Annotated in this window: 16 protein-coding genes and 1 tRNA gene; 12 read left to right on the top strand and 5 right to left on the bottom strand. The window is 69.9% G+C overall.

What is annotated here, in order from left to right; translation table 11 throughout:
• Positions 1-64 precede the first annotated feature (64 nt).
• Entirely contained in the window at positions 65-865 is an 801-nt protein-coding gene (locus BJY20_RS03795) for an ABC transporter permease (protein ID WP_185990313.1), read from the bottom strand.
• On the bottom strand, positions 865-1,851 hold the full coding sequence (locus tag BJY20_RS03790; RefSeq protein WP_185990312.1) for an ABC transporter ATP-binding protein: 987 nt from the start codon (positions 1,849-1,851) through the stop codon (positions 865-867). The genes BJY20_RS03795 and BJY20_RS03790 overlap by 1 nt, the downstream gene beginning before the upstream one ends.
• A 168-nt stretch (positions 1,852-2,019) precedes the next feature.
• On the opposite strand from BJY20_RS03790, the gene BJY20_RS03785 reads away from it, so the two are divergent.
• Both BJY20_RS03785 and BJY20_RS03780 read left to right on the top strand, forming a co-directional pair.
• Positions 2,020-3,345, top strand: coding sequence for a hemolysin family protein (locus BJY20_RS03785; protein WP_185990311.1), 1,326 nt, complete (start codon positions 2,020-2,022; stop codon positions 3,343-3,345).
• The gene (locus BJY20_RS03780) at positions 3,342-4,379 is read left to right on the top strand and encodes a CNNM domain-containing protein (protein WP_185990310.1); all 1,038 of its coding nucleotides are present in this window, start codon (positions 3,342-3,344) and stop codon (positions 4,377-4,379) included. The genes BJY20_RS03785 and BJY20_RS03780 overlap by 4 nt, the downstream gene beginning before the upstream one ends.
• 9 nt (positions 4,380-4,388) lie before the next feature.
• On the opposite strand, the gene BJY20_RS03775 is transcribed toward BJY20_RS03780, so the two are convergent.
• Positions 4,389-4,982 carry a hypothetical protein gene (locus tag BJY20_RS03775; RefSeq protein ID WP_185990309.1) on the bottom strand — a complete coding sequence of 198 codons (594 nt, stop codon included), beginning with the start codon at positions 4,980-4,982 and terminating at the stop codon, positions 4,389-4,391.
• A gap of 327 nt (positions 4,983-5,309) precedes the next feature.
• On the opposite strand from BJY20_RS03775, the gene BJY20_RS03770 reads away from it, so the two are divergent.
• The 3 genes from BJY20_RS03770 (at position 5,310) to BJY20_RS03760 (ending at position 7,660) form a co-directional block, all read left to right on the top strand.
• Complete coding sequence (locus BJY20_RS03770) at positions 5,310-6,860, top strand: sodium-dependent transporter (RefSeq protein WP_343062766.1); 1,551 nt, start codon at positions 5,310-5,312, stop codon at positions 6,858-6,860.
• A complete protein-coding gene (locus BJY20_RS03765) occupies positions 6,857-7,000 on the top strand; it encodes a methionine/alanine import family NSS transporter small subunit (protein ID WP_185990307.1) in 144 nt (47 codons plus the stop codon). The genes BJY20_RS03770 and BJY20_RS03765 overlap by 4 nt, the downstream gene beginning before the upstream one ends.
• Positions 7,001-7,168: 168 nt before the next feature.
• Entirely contained in the window at positions 7,169-7,660 is a 492-nt protein-coding gene (locus BJY20_RS03760; RefSeq protein WP_185990306.1) for a Gmad2 immunoglobulin-like domain-containing protein, read from the top strand.
• A 171-nt stretch (positions 7,661-7,831) separates the two neighbouring features.
• Here BJY20_RS03760 and BJY20_RS03755 read toward each other — a convergent pair.
• A tRNA-Arg gene (locus BJY20_RS03755) sits at positions 7,832-7,907 on the bottom strand.
• Positions 7,908-8,006: 99 nt separating this feature from the next.
• On the opposite strand from BJY20_RS03755, the gene argS reads away from it, so the two are divergent.
• From argS to rho, 6 genes are all read left to right on the top strand, one after another.
• Complete coding sequence (gene argS / locus BJY20_RS03750) at positions 8,007-9,650, top strand: arginine--tRNA ligase (RefSeq protein ID WP_185990305.1); 1,644 nt, start codon at positions 8,007-8,009, stop codon at positions 9,648-9,650.
• Positions 9,651-9,669: 19 nt separating this feature from the next.
• Positions 9,670-11,139 carry a diaminopimelate decarboxylase gene (gene lysA, locus BJY20_RS03745; protein ID WP_185992441.1) on the top strand — a complete coding sequence of 490 codons (1,470 nt, stop codon included), beginning with the start codon at positions 9,670-9,672 and terminating at the stop codon, positions 11,137-11,139.
• Positions 11,136-12,452, top strand: a complete 1,317-nt coding sequence (locus tag BJY20_RS03740) for a homoserine dehydrogenase (RefSeq protein ID WP_185990304.1) — start codon at positions 11,136-11,138, stop codon at positions 12,450-12,452. Before lysA ends, BJY20_RS03740 begins: the two co-directional genes overlap by 4 nt.
• A 2-nt stretch (positions 12,453-12,454) precedes the next feature.
• A complete protein-coding gene (gene thrC / locus BJY20_RS03735; protein ID WP_185990303.1) occupies positions 12,455-13,555 on the top strand; it encodes a threonine synthase in 1,101 nt (366 codons plus the stop codon).
• A 3-nt stretch (positions 13,556-13,558) separates the two neighbouring features.
• Positions 13,559-14,497, top strand: a complete 939-nt coding sequence (gene thrB / locus BJY20_RS03730; RefSeq protein WP_185990302.1) for a homoserine kinase — start codon at positions 13,559-13,561, stop codon at positions 14,495-14,497.
• A 397-nt stretch (positions 14,498-14,894) separates the two neighbouring features.
• The gene (gene rho / locus BJY20_RS03725; RefSeq protein WP_221935452.1) at positions 14,895-16,844 is read left to right on the top strand and encodes a transcription termination factor Rho; all 1,950 of its coding nucleotides are present in this window, start codon (positions 14,895-14,897) and stop codon (positions 16,842-16,844) included.
• Positions 16,845-16,933: 89 nt separating this feature from the next.
• Here the strand turns inward: rho and BJY20_RS03720 are convergent, their stop codons facing one another.
• On the bottom strand, positions 16,934-17,497 hold the full coding sequence (locus tag BJY20_RS03720; RefSeq protein WP_185990300.1) for a GNAT family N-acetyltransferase: 564 nt from the start codon (positions 17,495-17,497) through the stop codon (positions 16,934-16,936).
• A gap of 256 nt (positions 17,498-17,753) precedes the next feature.
• Between BJY20_RS03720 and rpmE the strand changes: the two genes are divergently transcribed.
• Positions 17,754-17,972, top strand: a complete 219-nt coding sequence (rpmE, locus tag BJY20_RS03715) for a 50S ribosomal protein L31 (RefSeq protein WP_185990299.1) — start codon at positions 17,754-17,756, stop codon at positions 17,970-17,972.
• The last annotated feature ends 66 nt before the right edge of the window (positions 17,973-18,038 follow it).

The raw sequence follows: 18,038 nt of genomic DNA, 5'->3' as shown, positions 1-18,038 counted from the left end.
TTGCGGAGGTGGTGGCTTCGAGGTTCGTCGCAGAGCTCCTCGCACCTCAACCACCGAGGATCGGTCAGCTGATGTCCGCCCGCACCGTGCGCCACGAGCCGATGCCGGCGAGCAGCGCGGCGTACCCGATGAGCACGAGAGCACCGCCCCACCACTCCAGCTGGGTGCCGCCCCCGTTGGGGCCGCCGGTGACGCCGCTGACCATCGCCTGGGTCGCCGCCGACGGCAGGAACTGGGCGACGTCCTGGCCCCAGTCCCAGAAGGTGAGTGCCACGCCGGCCAGCGGCTCGACGATCCACGCCACGCCGATGGCGATGAGCAGGGCGGCGACCTGGTTGGGGATGAGGATGCCGGCGCCCAGGCCGATCAGTGCCCACAGGCCCAGCACGAGCAGGCTCAGGGCCAGCGTGCGGGCGACCCCGGCGGCCGGGAAGACCTCGGCGCCGCGGGCACTGAGCACGAGGGCACCCACGCCCACGGACCCCAGGAGCGAGATCACGCCGTACATGGCGCCGATGGCGAGCAGGGAGATGACCTTCGCTCCCATGACTGTGGCCCGCCGGGGCACCCCGAGGAAGGTGGAGGTGATCGTCTTGTGCCGGTACTCGCTACCGATCTGCATGACACCGACGGCCAGCGTGAGCAGGTAGGCCACGCTCAGCCCGGCGGTGTAGACGGAGTTGGCAACCTGCTCGGGGCTGCCCGCCATCTGCTGCTCGGGGGGAACGCCCGACTGGTCCATCGTCATCAGGAAGCCGAAGAGCCCCGCGAAGAGCGCGCTGACGAGGAAGACGGCGATGGCCATGCCCCACCACATGCGGGTGGTGAAGTACTTGCGGAACTCGGATCGGATCGCACCCAGCATCAGTCGTCCTTGCCTTCCTGGCCGGCGGTCGCGACGGGTGTCATCGGTTCGGCGCGGGTACCGCCGGACTCCACGGCCGAGCCAAGGTTGCGGTTGGTGCCCTCGGTGAGGGAGAAGAAGAGCTGCTCGAGGTCCGCGGCCAGGGGCCGCAGCTCGTGGACCGGGACCCCGGCGCGCAGCGCGACGTCGCCGATGAGGCGCAGGTCGTCGGTGTCGACGACGATCTCGCCGTCCTGTCCCGGCGTCGCGGTCACGTCGGCGACGCGCAGCGCCCCCAGGAGGGTGTCGGTGTCGGTCGTGCGCACCAGGCAGCTGGCCGCTCCGCGCAGGTCACCGACCGATCCCTCCCGCACGAGTCGGCCATTGCTGATGATGACGACCTCGTCGACGGTCTGCTCCACCTCCTGCAGCAGGTGGCTGGAGATGAGGACCGTGCGTCCCTCGCCCGCGAGGTGGCGCAGGAAGCCGCGCAGCCACCGGATGCCCTCGGGGTCGAGACCGTTGGCCGGCTCATCGAGGACGAGCAGGCGCGGGTCGCCGAGCAGCGCGGCCGCCAGGCCCAGACGCTGGCGCATCCCCATGCTGTAGCCGCCGGCGCGCTTGCGGGCGGCGGCCGCGATGCCGGTCAGCTCGAGCAGCTCGTCGACCCGGGAGTCGGGGACACCCGCAGGTGCCGCGAGGACGCGCAGGTGGTTGCGACCGGTGCGGCCGGGGTGGAAGTTGGTCGCCTCGAGCGCGGAACCGACGTGGGTGATCGGCTGGTCGAGGTCGAGGTAGTCCTGGCCATCGATCGTGGCGGAGCCGGAGGTGGGGTGGACCAGCCCGAGCAGCATCCGCAGGCTGGTGGTCTTGCCGGCGCCGTTCGGGCCGAGGAATCCGGTGATCCGGCCCGGCTCGACGGTGAAGCTGAGGTCGTCGACCGCGGTGAAGTCGCCGAATTTCTTGGTCAGGTTGCGTACTTCGACGCGCGCGCCGCTCACTGTCATGGTCGTGCATCCCCTGTCGCTGTGATTTCCGGGACCCATGCAACCACCCGATGGCGTCCGCGCCCAACCGACATACCGAAGGGGGCGGGTCGGGGCGTGCGCACACCGTGCACCCGGGAGCCGTCGTCGTCCCGCCGCGCAACGGGATCACCGTAGAATCCCCGCATCATGACCATCGGTCTACTCCTGCTCGCCCTCGTCCTGACACTGGGCACCGCACTCTTCGTCGCCGCCGAGTTCTCCCTCGTCGCCCTCGACCGCCCGGCCGTCCAGCGGGCCGTCGACGACGGTGACGCCCGCGCACGGCCGGTACTCGGCTCCCTTCGCCGGCTGTCGACGCTGCTGTCCGCCTGCCAGGTCGGGATCACCGTCACCACGCTGGCCCTGGGTTACATCGCCAACCCGGCCATCGGTGCGCTCATCTCACCCGGGCTGGAGGCGGCGGGGTTGCCGCCGGGTGCAGCGGTGGGGACGGCGGGCGGTATCGCGCTGCTGGTCGCCACGCTCTTCTCGATGATCCTCGGCGAGATGGTCCCCAAGACGCTCGCCGTCTCCGCCCCGCTCGGGACCGCCAAGGTCGTCGCCGTGCCGATGCGGGTCGTCGGCGTGATCTTCAAGCCCGCGATCATCGTGCTCAACGGCTCGGCCAACTGGGTGCTGCACCGCATGGGCATCGAGCCGCAGGAGGAGCTGTCCGCCGCACGCAGCCCCGTCGAGCTCGCGTCCCTGGTGCGCACCTCCGTCGAGGCGGGCACCCTCGACTCCGGCACCGGCCGGCTCGTCGCGCGTTCGCTCGGATTCGGCGAGCAGACGGCCGCCGACGTGATGACCCCGCGCAACCGGGCCAGCGCCATCGATCGCACGGCCACGGCCGAGGAGCTGGTGGCGCTCGCCCGGCGGACGGGCCACTCGCGCTTCCCCGTGACCGCCGGCGACGACTGGGACGACATCGACGGAGTGGTCCACGTCAAGAAGGCCATCGCCGTCCCCCACGAGCGCCGCGACGGCGTCCCCGTCTCCGCGCTGATGATCGACGCCGTCGTCGTCCCGGAGACGCTGCGCCTGGACCCGCTGCTGTTGCAGCTGCGCGGAGCCGGCCTGCAGATGGGAGTCGTCGTCGACGAGTACGCCGGGACCGCCGGCCTGGTCACGCTCGAGGACCTCGTCGAGGAGATCGTCGGTGAGGTCCACGACGAGCACGACCTCGCCCAGACCACCGGCCGGTTGCTCGCCGAAGGCGTGTGGACCGTCCCGGGACTGTGGCGCCCCGACGAGGCGCACGACCGCATCGGTGCCCCGGTCCCCGACGGCGCGGCGTACGAGACCGTCGGCGGCTGGGTCATGGCCGAGCTCGGCCGGGTCCCGCAGGTCGACGACGTCGTGCGGATCGACGGCTGGGAGGTGACCGTGGTCGACATGGACAACCACCGGGTGGACCGGCTGCGGTTCGTCCGGCACGCCCCGGCGCAGGACGAAGGGGGTGAGTCGCAGTGACAGCGATCGTCGCCACCATCGCGTTGTTGCTGGGCAATGCCTTCTTCGTCGGCGCGGAGTTCGCCGCGATGGCGGCCCGCCGCAGCCAGCTCGAGCCGCTGGCCGACGAGGGCAACAAGCGCGCTGCCGTGGCCGTCGACGCCATGCAGCACACCGGCGTCCTGCTCGCGACCTGCCAGCTGGGCATCACCATCTGCTCGGTGCTCCTCGGTGCGGTCTCGGAGGCGGCGCTGCACCACGCGCTGCACCCGGTGATGGAGGGCATCGGCGTACCCGATGCCTTCACCGGTACCGCCTCGCTCGTGCTGGCGATCCTCGTCGTGGTCTACCTGCACGTCGTCGTCGGCGAGATGGTCCCCAAGAACATCGCGATCGCCGGGCCGGAGCGCTCCGCGATGATCCTCGTGCCACCGCTGATGTGGGTCATGAAGGTCACCAAGCCGGTCATCCTCGCGATGGACTGGGTGTCCAAGGCCTTCGTCAGGGCGATGGGGATCGACCCCAAGGACGAGGTGGGCGCCGCCTTCACCGCCGAGGAGGTCCAGCACATCGTCACCGAGTCCCACAAGGAGGGGCTCGTCGAGGCGGAGAAGTTCGGACTCGTCGGTGCCGCGCTGGAGTTCTCCGACAAGGATGCCGCCGACGTCGCCGTGACCCTCGGGCAGTTGATCACCGTGGACCCCGGCGCCACGCCGGATGACATCGAGCGGCTCGTGGCCAGGCACGGCTTCTCGCGCTACCCGGTCACCGGGGCCGGGGGAGACCTCAGCGGCTACCTGCACCTGAAGGACGTGCTCTACGCCGACGAGGAGCAGCGCAGCCAGCCCGTGCCCGCGAAGCGCCTGCGCCGCATGGCCACCGTCCTTCCCGCTGACGAGGTCGAGGACGTGCTGCGCACCATGCAGCGCACCGGCACCCACGTGGCCCGCGTCATCGGTGATGGTGGCGCCGTCAGCGGTGTGGTCTTCCTCGAGGACGTCATCGAGGAGCTCGTGGGTGAGGTGAGCGACTCCACCCAGCGCGGCGTGCGCTGAGGGGCCGGGTCAGGCGAGGGGGCTCAGGCCGCCCCCCGAGTGGTCGGCGTTCCAGGACGTCGCCGTGACCCGCGCGGAGTAGTCACAGTCGAGGAGGGTCGTGGAGGAAGCGTCGTTGGGATCCCCCTCGTACCACCGGACGCGGTACGGCACGGTGTAGGCCTCGAGGCGGCGGTTCTCGTCCCACCCGGAGCTGAAGGACGAGAAATCGACGAGGACCCGTAGGTCCGACCCGGCAGATAGCGGTGCAGGGGTGCCCGTGTAGGTGTAGATGGAGCCGCCGTGCAAGTCGCCGTTCTGGTCCGCGGCCAGCAACGACCCCGTCGGCTGCCACTGGAAGTGGGTGGCGCCTGCCGGGGCGTTGGTCATGGGGGTGAGGGTGCCGAACCGCAGGTCCACGCGAGAGCCGCTGCCCTCGGGGGTGACGACGAACTCGGGAGTGGCGGCAGGGTCGACCACGGTCCAGCCGGGGGCCGCGGGGCACTGGAGGGTCGGGGACGCGGCCAAGGTCGGCGCGGCGGCGGCGACGCTCAGTGCCGGGACGGTCCACGCTGCGCCCTTGGCGACAGTGCGACGAGAGGGGGAGGGGGGACTGGCTGTCATGAGGCTGCTCCTGACCGTGGCGCGACGCGGTGTGGGGCGACCCACACCGGATGGTTGCTCGCACCCTTGCAGTTCCCCGCGGCCGCGTCCATGGCCACACGTGACAGGAAATGCAACATGCTCATCACAAAGTGACATCCCTCGCTGTCTCGAGCATCGCGAGATGGGACTGACCCCTTCGCGCCCTGGTCGTCGACAGGCAGCGACGACGCTGGTACGCAAGGGTGCTGGTGAGGCGGGTGGGGCTGGCCGTACAGTGGAGTGATCCGGATCATACCGTCCGGTCAACGTCCACTCAGGGAGGAAAACGTGGCGACCGAAAGGGCTGTGAGGCCCAAACACGTCAAGGACGGGTTCTCGTCCCGCAGGGTCTTCATCTTCGCGGCCATCGGGTCCGCCGTCGGTCTGGGAAACATCTGGCGTTTCCCCTACGTCGCCTACGAGGGAGGTGGGGGTGCCTTCCTCGTCCCGTACCTGGTGGCGCTGGTCCTCGCGGGCATCCCGTTGCTGTACTTCCTGTACTCGATCGGGCACCGCAACCGCGGGTCGGCGCCGCTGTCGCTGCGTCGCTTCTCGAAGGGAGCGGAGTGGATCGGCTGGTGGATGGTCCTGGTCGCCGTGGTGATCGGCGTCTACTACGCCGCGATCATCGCCTGGGCGATCAAGTACACCTTCCTCTCCTTCAACCTCGGTTGGGGGGACGATCCGGCGACGTACCTCAACAGTGACTTCCTGCAGGTGGCCGAGAACGCCGGGCCCTCGATGGACTACGTCCCACAGGTGCTGCTGCTGATGATCGTCGTGTGGGTCGTCACCATCGGTGTGCTGGGCATGGGCATCCAGCAGGGCATCGGACGTACCGCGGTGGTCTTCATCCCGGTGCTGCTGATCGCCTTCGCGCTGCTGGTGATCTACTCGCTCACCCTGGACGGGGCCGGCAGCGGACTCAATGCCTTCTTCTCCCCGGACTGGGGGGCACTGAAGGACAGCAGCGTGTGGATCTCGGCCGTGGGGCAGATCTTCTTCAGCCTCTCCATCGGCTTCGGCATCATGATCACCTACGCCAGCTACGTGAAGCCGAGGACCGACATGACCGGCTCCGGCGCGGTCGTGGCCTTCTCCAACTCCGGGTTCGAGCTGCTCGCCGGCATCGGTGTCTTCGCGACGCTGGGGTTCATCGCGCAGTCGAGCGGCCAGGCGATCGGTGACGTCGTCGCCAGCGGGATCGGTCTGGCCTTCGTCGCCTTCCCGACGATCATGAACGAGGCCCCGGGAGGCGCGTTGATCGGCGTGCTCTTCTTCGGCTCCCTCGTGCTCGCCGGCCTGACCTCGCTCATCTCGATCGTCGAGGTCATCATCGGCGCGGTCCGCGACAAGGCCGGTATCTCCCGTCGGGCGGCCACCTACATCGTGGGCATCCCGATGGCGGTCGTCAGCATCGGCGTCTTCTCCACCACCGGTGGGCTGTACGTGCTGGACACGATGGATGCATTCGTCAACTCCTTCGGCATCGTCGGAGCCTCGCTGATCGTGATGCTGGCGCTGTCGTGGGTCTTCCGCAAGCTGCCGACGATGGCTGCCCACATGAATGTGCACGGCTCGATCAAGCTGCTGGGCTGGTGGAAGGCGCTCGTGGCCGTGGTCATCCCGGTGGCCCTGGCAGTGATGCTGTTCCAGGAGTTCCAGGACAAGATCGAGACGCCCTACGGGGACTACCCGGCCAGCCTCGTCAACACCTTCGGCTGGGGCATGGCGGCGGCACTGCCGATCATCGCCATCATCCTCTCCCTCCTGCCGTGGCGTGGTGTCACGTCGGTGGAGGACCCGGGTGACCTGTACGCCGAGCACGCGCTGGCCGACGGAGGTGAGCAGGCATGACCACAGGGGCCATCATCATGATGATCGTCGCGATGCTGATCATCTGGGGCGGACTCGCCGCCGCCATCGCGAATCTGATGGCGCGCGGAGACGTCGACCCGGACGACGTGCGCACCGCCGAGATGCACCGGGATCTCTGACTCCCGACTCCCATCGGCGCAGGGCCGTCCCACCAGGGGGCGGCCCTGCGCCGTGTCCCGGCAGGCCTTCGGGGCGGGTGGACCCCGGCGGCCCCCTTCGCCACTGTCGCAGAGTCGACGATCGCGATAGCGTGAAGAAGGACACACTCGTTCACCTTGGGGGGAACCATGAGCATCGAGATCCAGCAACCGCAGCCGCATGACATCGTCGGCGACACCGTGATGGTCGCCGGCACCGCCGGAGGGGCCTTCGAGGCGAACTTCAACTACCGCGTCACCGAGGGGCACGACGAGGTCACGGGCTTCTTCATGGCGGGTGACGGAGTCGGCGGGCACGGCCAGTTCCAGATCACGGTCGATGTGTCGGCCGCCGCATTCACCCTGCACACCGCCTTCGTCGAGGTCTTCCACGTCTCGGCGAAGGACGGGTCCGAGCTCGACACCCAGGTGGTGCCGATCATCCTCGGTGGGTTGATCGTCCCCGGGTACGACACCTACCTCGAGCACGTCGTCAGCTCGGGGGAGACGCTGTGGAGCATCGCCCAGACGCACTACGGCAGCGGCAGTCGGTACCACCGGCTGGTGCACGCCAATCCCGGCATCGCCAACCCCAACCTGATCCGGGCGGGCGACGTGGTCCGGGTGCCCCGGGCTCTGTGATTCGTGGCCGACCACGACGACCCGGCAGGACGAAGGGCCGCGATCCACTCGGACCGCGGCCCTTCGTCATGGGCGCTGGGGGCTCTGCAGGAGTTCCTCCGGGTTCGCAGGAGTATGAAACTCTTGCGAACCAGGGGTTTATCGGGTGACCCGATAAACCCGTGACGGATGTGGCGCCCCCGGCAGGATTCGAACCTGCGGCCCCTGGTACCGGAAACCAGTGCTCTATCCCCTGAGCTACGGAGGCAAATGTGATGTGCCGGACGAGATTAACACCAGCGCCTGCCGTCCCGAGAATCGATCCGCCGATACGGGGGCGGCGGGTGCGGACCTAGACTGAGCGACCGTGACCCCCGAAGAGCTCTCTGCAGCGATCCGCGCCGCCCTCTCCGCCACCGTCGAAGCCGGTGATCTGACCGTCGACGCCCCTGCCGAGATCCGGGTGGAGCGACCGAAGCAGAAGGAGCACGGCGACTGGACGAGCAACATCGCCCTCCAGCTCGCCAAGCCGGCGGGGATGAAGCCGCGCGACGTGGCCACCCTCGTCGCCGACCGCCTGCGCGAGGCCGACGGCATCGCCTCAGTCGACATCGCCGGCCCCGGGTTCATCAACATCACCCTCGACGCCGCCTCCGCGGGCGAGCTCGCGCGCTCGATCGTGCAGGCCGGTGCCGCCTACGGCCGCAACGAGGCGATGGTCGGGCACACGATGAACATCGAGTTCATCTCCGCGAACCCGACCGGACCCCTGCACATCGGGCACACCCGCTGGGCCGCGCTGGGTGACTCCATGCGCCGCCTGCTGATCGCCTCCGGCGCCGACGTCACGGCGGAGTACTACATCAACGACGCGGGCGCGCAGATGGACACCTTCGGCGCCTCCGTCCTGGCCAGCGCGAAGGGGGAGCCCACCCCCGAGGGCGGCTACCCCGGGGCGTACGTCGACGACCTGGCGGCCACCGCCCTTCGCCTGCGTCCCGACCTGCCCGAGCTGCCGCACGACGAGGCCCTGGCGACCGCCCGCCGGCTCGGGTACGAGACCCAGCTGGACGACATCCGCAGCACACTGACCGACTTCGGCGTGGAGTTCGACGTGTGGTTCTCCGAGAAGACCCTGCACGAGGGCGGCGCGGTCGAGGCCGCGATCGTCCGCCTGCGCGAGCAGGGTCACGTCGACGATCGTGACGGGGCGGTCTGGCTGCGCACCACCGACTTCGGCGACGACAAGGACCGAGTCATGGTCCGCTCCGACGGGGTGCCGACGTACTTCGCCGCCGACGCCGCGTACTACCTGGACAAGAAGGACCGCGGCTTCCCGGAGAAGATCTACCTCCTGGGTGCCGACCACCACGGCTACGTCAGCCGGCTGAAGGCGATCGCCGCCTGCGCGGGCGACGACCCCGAGCACAACATCGAGATCCGCATCGGCCAGCTGGTCAACCTCGGCGGTGCCAAGCTGTCCAAGCGCGCCGGCAACATCATCGAGCTGCGCGACCTGATCTCCTGGATCGGTACCGACGCCGTGCGCTACTCGCTGGCGCGCTACCCCGCGGACTCGCCGCTGAACCTCGACGGTGAGGAGCTGCGCAAGCAGACCAACGACAACCCGGTCTTCTACGTGCAGTACGCCCACGCCCGCACCTTCAACGTCGCGCGCTTGGCCGCCCAGGACGGCATCGACCGCGACGCCGGCTTCGACCCGAGCCTGCTGTCCGACCCGACCGAGGCGGCCCTGCTGGCCGCCCTGGGTGACTTCCCGCGGGTCGTCGCCTTCGCCGCGCAGCTGCGCGAGCCGCACCGCGTCGCCCGCTACCTCGAGGGGCTGGCCGGCCACCTGCACAAGTGGTACGACACCAATCGCATCCGGCCACGTCGCGACGAGGAGATCACCGACACGCACCGCACGCGCCTGTGGCTCAACGACGCCACCCGCCAGGTGCTGGCCAACGGGCTCGACCTGCTCGGCGTCTCGGCGCCCGAGCGGATGTGAGGCGGCCGTGGCGACGAACATGAGGGCCCACGAGGCCGGGACCCTGCACGCCGACGGCTACGGCATCACGCCCAACTGGCTCCCGGAGCCGGAGGACCTGTCCGAGCTCATGCCGCAGCTGTGGGCGCGCAACACCTCCCGCGACGCCAGTGGCGCGCTGACCGTCGCCGGGGTGTCGGTCACCGACATCGCGCGCGAGTTCGGCACTGCCGCATACGTGCTCGACGAGGACGACTTCCGCAGCCGCGCCCGTGACTTCCGCGACGACTTCGCCGCAGGCTTCGCCTCGCTCGGCGGGGCCGACGTCTACTACGCCGGCAAGGCCTTCCTCTGCACGGCCGTCGCCCGCTGGATCAAGGAGGAGGGCCTGCATCTCGACACCTGCTCCGGCGGCGAGATGGCCGTCGCGCAGCGGGTCGCCTTCCCGCCCGAGCGCATCGCCCTGCACGGCAACAACAAGTCGCGTGCCGAGCTGCGTCAGGCGATCGAGTGGGGCGTCGGACGGATCATCGTCGACTCCTTCGCCGAGATCGACCGCGTCGCCGAGATCGCTGCCGACCTGGGTGTCGTCGCCCGCGTCATGGTCCGCGTGACCGTCGGCGTCGAGGCGCACACCCACGAGTTCATCGCCACCGCCCATGAGGACCAGAAGTTCGGCTTCTCCCTGGCCAACGGTTTCGCGCGCCAGGCGGTCGACCGGGTCGTGGCGAAGGGGGAATCCCTCCACCTGCTCGGTCTGCACAGCCACATCGGCAGCCAGATCTTCGACACCTCCGGCTTCGAGATCGCGGCCCGCCGCCTGATCGAGCTGCACACCGAGATCGCCGACGAGCACGGCATCCACATGGCGGAGATGGATCTCGGTGGTGGGTACGGCATCGCCTACACCTCCGAGCACGACCCGCTGACCCCGCGCCAGCTCGGCGAGCAGATGGGCAGCCTCGTCGAGCGCGAGCTCAAGGTCTTCCAGGAGGAGCACCCGCAGGCGCCGACGCCGCGGATCTCCATCGAGCCGGGTCGCGCGATCGCCGGTCCGAGCGCCTTCACGCTCTACGAGATCGGCACCATCAAGGACGTCGAGGTCACCGCCGACCTGACCCGCACCTACGTCAGCGTCGACGGCGGCATGAGCGACAACGTGCGTACCGCCCTCTACGGCGCGGACTACTCCTGCGCCCTCGCCTCGCGCACCTCGCAGGCGGAGCAGCGTCTGGTGCGCGTCGTCGGTCGCCACTGCGAGAGCGGTGACATCGTCGTGATGGACGAGTACCTGCCCGAGGACATCACCGCCGGGGACCTGATCGCGGTGCCCGGCACCGGGGCCTACTGCCGCTCGTTGTCCAACCAGTACAACCACACCCCGAGGCCCCCGGTCATCGCGGTCCGGGACGGTGTCGCGAGAGTCATCGTCCGCCGCGAGACGATCGAGGACCTGCTCGCCCTCGACGTCGACGACAGCCCGCCCATCCCGTCCCAGGAGGTCCGATGACCACGCCCGCCGCCCCCCTTCGCGTCGCCCTCCTCGGCGGTGGCACCGTCGGTGGCTCCGTCACCCGGATGCTGCTCGAGCAGGCCGACGACCTCGAGCAGCGCATCGGGCGCCGCCTGGAGATCGTGGGCATCGCCGTGCGGCGGGCCGGGCGAGACCGCTCCGACCTGGGCGTCGACCCGAGCCTGTTCACCACCGACGCCCAGGAGTTGGTCACCCGCGCCGACATCGTCGTCGAGCTCATCGGCGGCATCGAGCCCGCCCGCGGGCTGATCCTGCGCGCGATGGAGCACGGCGCCTCGGTCGTCACCGCCAACAAGGCGCTCCTGGCCGAGGACGGCGCGAGCCTGCACACGGCCGCCGCCGAGCACGGTGTCGACCTGTACTACGAGGCCTCGGTCGCCGGCGCGATCCCGATCCTGCGCCCGATCCGCGACTCGCTGGCCGGTGACTCGATCAACCGCGTCATCGGCATCGTCAACGGCACGACCAACTTCGTCCTCGACGCCATGGACACCACGGGTGCCGGGCTCTTCGAGACCGTCGAGCGCGCCCAGGCGCTCGGCTACGCCGAGGCCGACCCGACCGCGGACGTCGAGGGCTTCGACGCGGCGGCCAAGGCCGCCATCCTCTCCTCGCTCGCCTTCCACTCGCGCGTGTCCACCGAGGACGTGCACCGCGAGGGCATCACCGGCGTGGGCGCCCGCGACATCCAGGCCGCGCAGGACATGGGGTGCACCGTCAAGCTGCTCGCGATCTGCGAGAAGGTCGCCACGGCCGACGGCACCGGCATCTCCGCCCGCGTGCACCCGGCGATGATCCCGCTGACCCACCCGCTGGCGTCGGTGCGCGAGGCCTACAACGCCGTCTTCGTCGAGGCCGAGGGCGCCGGCGACCTGATGTTCTACGGCCAGGGCGCCGGGGGAGACCCGACCGCCAGCGCCGTCCTCGGTGACCTGGTCGCCGTCGCGCGCACCCGGGTCACCGGGGGCCGCGGTCCGGGGGCGAGCAGCTACGCCAACCTGCCCGTGCTGTCGATGGGGCAGGCGGTCACGCGCTACCACGTCAGCCTCGACGTCGAGGACCGCTCCGGCGTGCTCGCGGCCGTGGCCACGAAGTTCTCCGAGCACGACGTCTCGATCGAGACCGTGCGCCAGCAGGTCGTCACCGACGACGACGGCGCCCCGCGGGCCACGCTGATCATCGTCACCCACGCGGCCACCGATGCCGCGCTCTCTGCGACGGTCGACGAGCTCGCCCAGCTCGACGCGGTCAACGAGGTCACCTCCGTCATGCGTGTGGAAGGAAGCTGACCATGGCCCACCAGTGGCGCGGCGTCATCACCGAGTACGCCGACCGGTTGCCGATGCTGGCGGGTGCGCCGGCGGTCACCCTGCGCGAAGGGGGCACCCCGCTGATCCCGGCCGAGTACCTCTCGCAGCTGGTCGGCGCGCAGGTGCACGTGAAGTACGAGGGCCTCAACCCCACCGGCTCCTTCAAGGACCGCGGCATGACGGCCGCGATGTCGATGGCGGCGGCGAAGGGAGCCAAGGCCGTCATCTGTGCCTCCACCGGCAACACCTCGGCCTCGGCAGCGGCCTACGCCACCAAGGCGGGGATGACCTGTGCGGTCCTGGTGCCCGAGGGCAAGATCGCGATGGGCAAGCTCTCCCAGGCGATCGCGCACGGCGCGACCCTGCTGCAGGTCGACGGCAACTTCGACCACTGCCTCGAGGTCGCTCGCAAGCTCGCCGAGAGCTACCCGGTCGAGTTGGTCAACTCGGTCAACCCGGCGCGCATCGAGGGGCAGAAGACCGCCTCCTTCGAGATCGTCGACGCGCTCGGTGACGCCCCGGACATCCACTGCCTGCCGGTCGGCAACGCCGGCAACATCACCGCGTACTGGCGCGGTTACCGCGAGTACGCGACCGCCACCGAGGGTGTCTCGGGCACGTTGGATCCCGTGTCGACGCAGACCCCGCAGATGTGGGGCTTCCAGGCCGCCGGCTCCGCCCCGCTGGTCCTGGGCCACCCGGTCGACGAGCCGGACACCATCGCGACCGCGATCCGCATCGGCAACCCCGCCTCGTGGGCGCAGGCCGAGCAGGCCCGCGACGACTCCGGTGGCTCGATCACCTCGGTGACCGACGAGGAGATCCTCGACGCGCACCGCATCCTGTCCGCTCGCGAGGGGATCTTCGTCGAGCCGGCCTCGGCCGCCTCGGTGGCCGGCCTGCTCAAGGCGCATGCGGCCGGGCTCGTGCCCGAGGGCGCGAGGATCGTCTGCACCGTCACCGGCCACGGGCTGAAGGACCCGCAGTGGGCGCTGAAGAACGCCGACGGGTCGGACGTCACCCCGGTCCGGGTCGCCGCCGAGGCCTACGCGGTCGCCAGCGAGCTCGGTCTGCAGGGCTGAGACGTGGTCATCCCCGTCGGCACGAGCGTCACCCTGCGGGTGCCCGCCTCCAGTGCCAACCTCGGGCCCGGCTTCGACTGCCTGGGGCTGGCGCTCGGCGTGTGGGACGAGGCGAGCATCACCGTCACCGACGGTCCCGACCCGGTCATCGAGGTCACGGGCTCCGGCGCCGACACGGTGCCCCGCGACGCGAGCCACCTCGTCCACCGCACGATGGTCACGGCCTTCGAGCACCTCGGGGTCGAGGTGCCCGCGGGAGTGCACCTCAGCTCCCGCAACGCCGTCCCGCACGGTCGTGGACTCGGCTCCTCAGCGACGGCGATCGTCATGGGTGTCGCTGCGGCACAGTCGCTCGCCTCGCTCGGTGCCGGCGGCGACGGGGAGCTCGATCTGGACACCATCAACACGATCGCCTGTGCGCTCGAGGGGCACCCCGACAACGCCTCGGCCAGTGTCTTCGGCGGTGCGACGCTCTCGACCACCGACGCCGGTCAGCCGCTGCCGACGACCCGGACCGTCCCCCTTCGTCTCCACCCACGGATCATCCCCGTCGTGCTCGTGCCGCACACGCAGCTGAGCACGCACACCGCCCGCTCGGTGCTGCCCGACGTCGTGCCGCTCGTGACCGCCGCCGCCAACTCCGCGCGCGTGGGGCTGCTCGTCCACGCCCTGACGAGCGACCCGAGCCTGCTCATCGCCGGCACGACCGACCTGCTCCACCAGGAGTCACGCCGCCCGAGCTACGCCGCGAGCATGGCGCTCGTCGACGCCCTGCGCGCCGGGGGCCTCGCCGCGACGATCTCCGGCGCCGGCCCGTCCGTGCTCGCACTGACGACGAGCGAGCGCGTCGACGAGGTCACCGCCATCGCCGCGTCCGGCGACACGAGCTGGCAGGTGCTCACCCCCGGTGTCCCCGACCGCGGCGTCCACCTCGTCAGCTGACTCGCTCGCCTCCCTACATCGGGTGGAGGTGAAGCCGAGCGGATGGGCGCACGGCTGGACCTCGACCGCATCCGTGCGAAGGGGGGCGGGCCCGGGTGCGGGGGTCCGGCGGGTAGCAGTGATACATTGGAACTGCTTCACCGAACCCGATGCATCGGCGACCCAGTCGAGGGCATGTGCGGTCAGGAGCATTTCCCCTACGTGAGCGTCTGAGCCCCATGGGTTGTGACGCACGGTCGAGGGGTTCTCATCAGATATCCCGCTCTTGACGGGATTCATCAGGCCTGCCACTCAGCGGGCACGACGAGGGAAAGGGTCCTTCGTGACCGAAACCACCACCGGCGAGAACACCGCACCGGAGACCGAGAAGCCGCGTCGTTCCGGGGCACTGAGCGCGATGCGCCTCGCCCAGCTGCAGCAGCTTGCGTCGAGCATGGGCATCTCCGGCACCGCCAAGATGCGCAAGAGCGACCTCATCGCCGCCATCCGTGAGCAGCAGTCCGGCTCGTCCGCGCCGTCCACAGCGCCGGCCCGCACTCCGGAGAAGAAGACCGACGCGGCCCCCGCGGAGAAGGCACCGGCCGAGGCCGCCCCACAGCAGGCCCCCGAGCGCTCCGGCAACGAGCAGCAGAAGGAGTCCTCTACCGGCGACCAGTCCGCGAAGGACACCTCCGGCTCCGGCCAGGACTCGCGCTCCGACCGTGACCAGGACCGTGGCGGCCGCAACCGTGGCCGTGGCGACCAGGGCGGCAACGACCAGAGCGACGGCGGCAACCGTGACGGTGGCCGCAACAATGACGGCAACCGTGATGGTGGCCGCAACAATGACGGCAACCGCAACGACGGTGGTCGCAACCGTGGCAACGACGGCAACCGCGATGACGGTGGCAACCGTGACGGCGGCAACCGCAACCGCGGCACCGACCAGAACGACGGTGGCAACCGCAACGACGGCGGCAACCGTCAGCGAGGCAACGACCAGGGCGGTGGCCAGCACGAGGGCGGCCGCAACCAGGGCAACCGCAACAACAACCAGGGCGGCAACCGCAACCAGAGCGACGACGACCGTGGCGGCCGCCGTCGCAACCGCAACCGCAACCGAAACAAGCGTCGTGGCGGCGGCCAGCAGTTCGACGAGGTGGACCTGCAGGTCCACGAGGACGACGTGCTCGTCCCGGTCGCGGGCATCCTCGACGTCCTGGACAACTACGGCTTCGTGCGCACCTCCGGCTACCTGCCGGGCCCGGACGACGTCTACGTCCCGATGGGCATGGTCAAGCGCAACGGCCTGCGCAAGGGTGACGCGGTCACTGGTCAGGTCAAGGCTCCGCGTGACGGTGACGAGGCGAACCTGCCGACCGTCGGCACCAAGGGCAACCGCGGTAAGTACAACCCCTTGGTTACGCTCGAGACGGTCAACGGCCTCGCCACGGACGACGCGAGGCGCCGGGTCGACTTCGGCAAGCTGACGCCGCTATACCCGCAGGAGCGTCTGCGCCTGGAGACCGAGCCGGGCATCCTGACCACCCGGATGATCGATCTCGTCGCCCCCATCGGCAAGGGCCAGCGTGGCCTCATCGTCGCCCCGGCCAAGGCCGGCAAGACGATGGTCATGCAGGCCTTGGCCAACTCCATCACGACGAACAACCCCGAGTGCCACCTGATGGTCGTCCTCGTCGACGAGCGTCCCGAGGAGGTCACCGACATGCAGCGCGCGGTCAAGGGCGAGGTCATCTCCTCGACCTTCGACCGTCCGGCCGACGACCACACCACGGTCGCCGAGCTGGCCATCGAGCGTGCCAAGCGTCTCGTCGAGATGGGCCACGACGTCGTCGTGCTCCTCGACTCGATCACCAAGCTCGGTCGTGCCTACAACCTCTCCGCCCCGGCGAGTGGGCGCATCCTCTCCGGAGGTGTCGACTCCGCTGCGCTGTACCCGCCGAAGAAGTTCTTCGGCGCGGCGCGCAACATCGAGAACGGCGGCTCCCTGACGATCCTCGCCACCGCGCTCGTCGAGACCGGCTCGCGCATGGACGAGGTGATCTTCGAGGAGTTCAAGGGCACCGGCAACATGGAGGTCAAGCTCGACCGTGGCTTGGCCAACCGCCGCATCTTCCCGGCCATCGACGTCAACGCCTCCAGCACCCGTCGCGAGGAGATCCTCCTCGCGCCGGAGGAGTTGAAGATCATGTGGAAGCTGCGTCGCGTCCTCGCGGCCCTCGACACCCAGCAGGGCGTCGAGCTGCTCCTGGACCGGCTGCGCAAGACCAAGACGAACTACGAGTTCCTCACCCAGGTCGCGCAGACCAGCTCCGGCAAGCTCGGCGACGAGGACGAGTCGGCGTAGGGCCACCCACCCCCTTCGCTCGCGTGGCCGTCACCCTCCGGGGTGGCGGCCACGTGTCGTCCCGGCCTCTGGGCGGCGAAGGGGTGGAGTCAGTCCTCCCCGTCCGCGGGCCGGTCCAGGTGCAGACGCATCTCGGGGAAGGTGACGTCGGCGAACCCGAACTTCTCGTACATCGCGCGACCCTCCTGGGTGGCGTTGATCGAGACCACGCCCACCTCGGTCTCCTCGCGGAACCAGTCGAGCAGTGCCTCGACGGTCGTCCGGGTGAACCCGAGGCGACGGTGTCGGGGGAAGGTCGCGACGTTGGAGATCCGGCCACCGTCGTGCGAGCCGGAGGGGGAGGGCATGAGGTCGACGACCTGGCCCATCGCGCACGAGACGACGGTTCCGTTGGCTTCGGCCACCATGATGCGCAGGCGCGGGTCGGACAGGTGCAGCTGGATCCAGCGGGACGCGTCCTGCTGCCACGTGGTCTCGAGGACCTCGTCGGAGGAGACGCCCATGGCCTCGAACATCAGCGCGCGCAGGGCGATGATCGTCGCGACGTCGTCCTGGACGGCGGGGCGGATGACGGAGCCCTCGACGGGGCCCGGGACCGGCTCCCTTCGCCGGTCCCGTCCGGGACGTCGGGGGATGCGGGAGGTGCGAGCCATGTCCCCATCCTGCCGCACCTCCAGGGGCTCCGCCCCCGGATGCCCCACGTCCAGGGGCTCCGCCCCCGGATGCCCCCGAGACCGTCCTGGCGGGAATGTGTCACGCCCGGACGATGTTTTGTGGGGTGTGTCAGGGATCTGGCACAATGCAACGTCGGTCCGGTTCACGACGAGCGGCACCAAGGCCGCAGCTGGACGGTCCCAACGAGGGGCCCAGCGTCGACCCGGATACACCGAAGAACTTGAGGAGCACCACGTGCAGAAGGACATCCACCCCGCGTACGAGGCGACCACCGTCACGTGCACCTGCGGCAACACCTTCACCACCCGCAGCACCAAGGCCGACCACGAGATCCGTGCCGAGGTGTGCAGCAACTGCCACCCGTTCTACACCGGCAAGCAGAAGATCATGGACACCGGTGGTCGCGTGGCCCGCTTCCAGAAGCGTTACGGCCAGAAGACCGAGGCCAAGTAGCTTCCACGATGCGCCGGTCAGCCCGCTCGGGCTGGCCGGCGCATCTGTGTTTCCACCCGTCCACCG

This window comes from Janibacter cremeus, from assembly GCF_013409205.1.
GTDB classification, from domain to species: domain Bacteria; phylum Actinomycetota; class Actinomycetes; order Actinomycetales; family Dermatophilaceae; genus Janibacter; species Janibacter cremeus.
The sequence above is the reverse complement of the archived record's forward strand: the minus strand, read 5'-3'. Positions and strand labels throughout refer to the sequence as shown.

Coding starts and splice junctions, on each gene's coding strand:
- BJY20_RS03795 (WP_185990313.1), bottom strand. CDS start 865: ATGCTGGGTGCGATCCGATCCGAGTTCCGCAAGTACTTCACCACCCGC.
- BJY20_RS03765 (WP_185990307.1), top strand. CDS start 6,857: ATGACCACAGGGGCCATCATCATGATGATCGTCGCGATGCTGATCATC.
- BJY20_RS03760 (WP_185990306.1), top strand. CDS start 7,169: ATGAGCATCGAGATCCAGCAACCGCAGCCGCATGACATCGTCGGCGAC.
- rho (WP_221935452.1), top strand. CDS start 14,895: ATGCGCCTCGCCCAGCTGCAGCAGCTTGCGTCGAGCATGGGCATCTCC.
- BJY20_RS03775 (WP_185990309.1), bottom strand. CDS start 4,982: ATGACAGCCAGTCCCCCCTCCCCCTCTCGTCGCACTGTCGCCAAGGGC.
- BJY20_RS03790 (WP_185990312.1), bottom strand. CDS start 1,851: ATGACAGTGAGCGGCGCGCGCGTCGAAGTACGCAACCTGACCAAGAAA.
- BJY20_RS03720 (WP_185990300.1), bottom strand. CDS start 17,497: ATGGCTCGCACCTCCCGCATCCCCCGACGTCCCGGACGGGACCGGCGA.
- thrC (WP_185990303.1), top strand. CDS start 12,455: ATGGCCCACCAGTGGCGCGGCGTCATCACCGAGTACGCCGACCGGTTG.
- BJY20_RS03740 (WP_185990304.1), top strand. CDS start 11,136: ATGACCACGCCCGCCGCCCCCCTTCGCGTCGCCCTCCTCGGCGGTGGC.
- BJY20_RS03785 (WP_185990311.1), top strand. CDS start 2,020: ATGACCATCGGTCTACTCCTGCTCGCCCTCGTCCTGACACTGGGCACC.
- lysA (WP_185992441.1), top strand. CDS start 9,670: ATGAGGGCCCACGAGGCCGGGACCCTGCACGCCGACGGCTACGGCATC.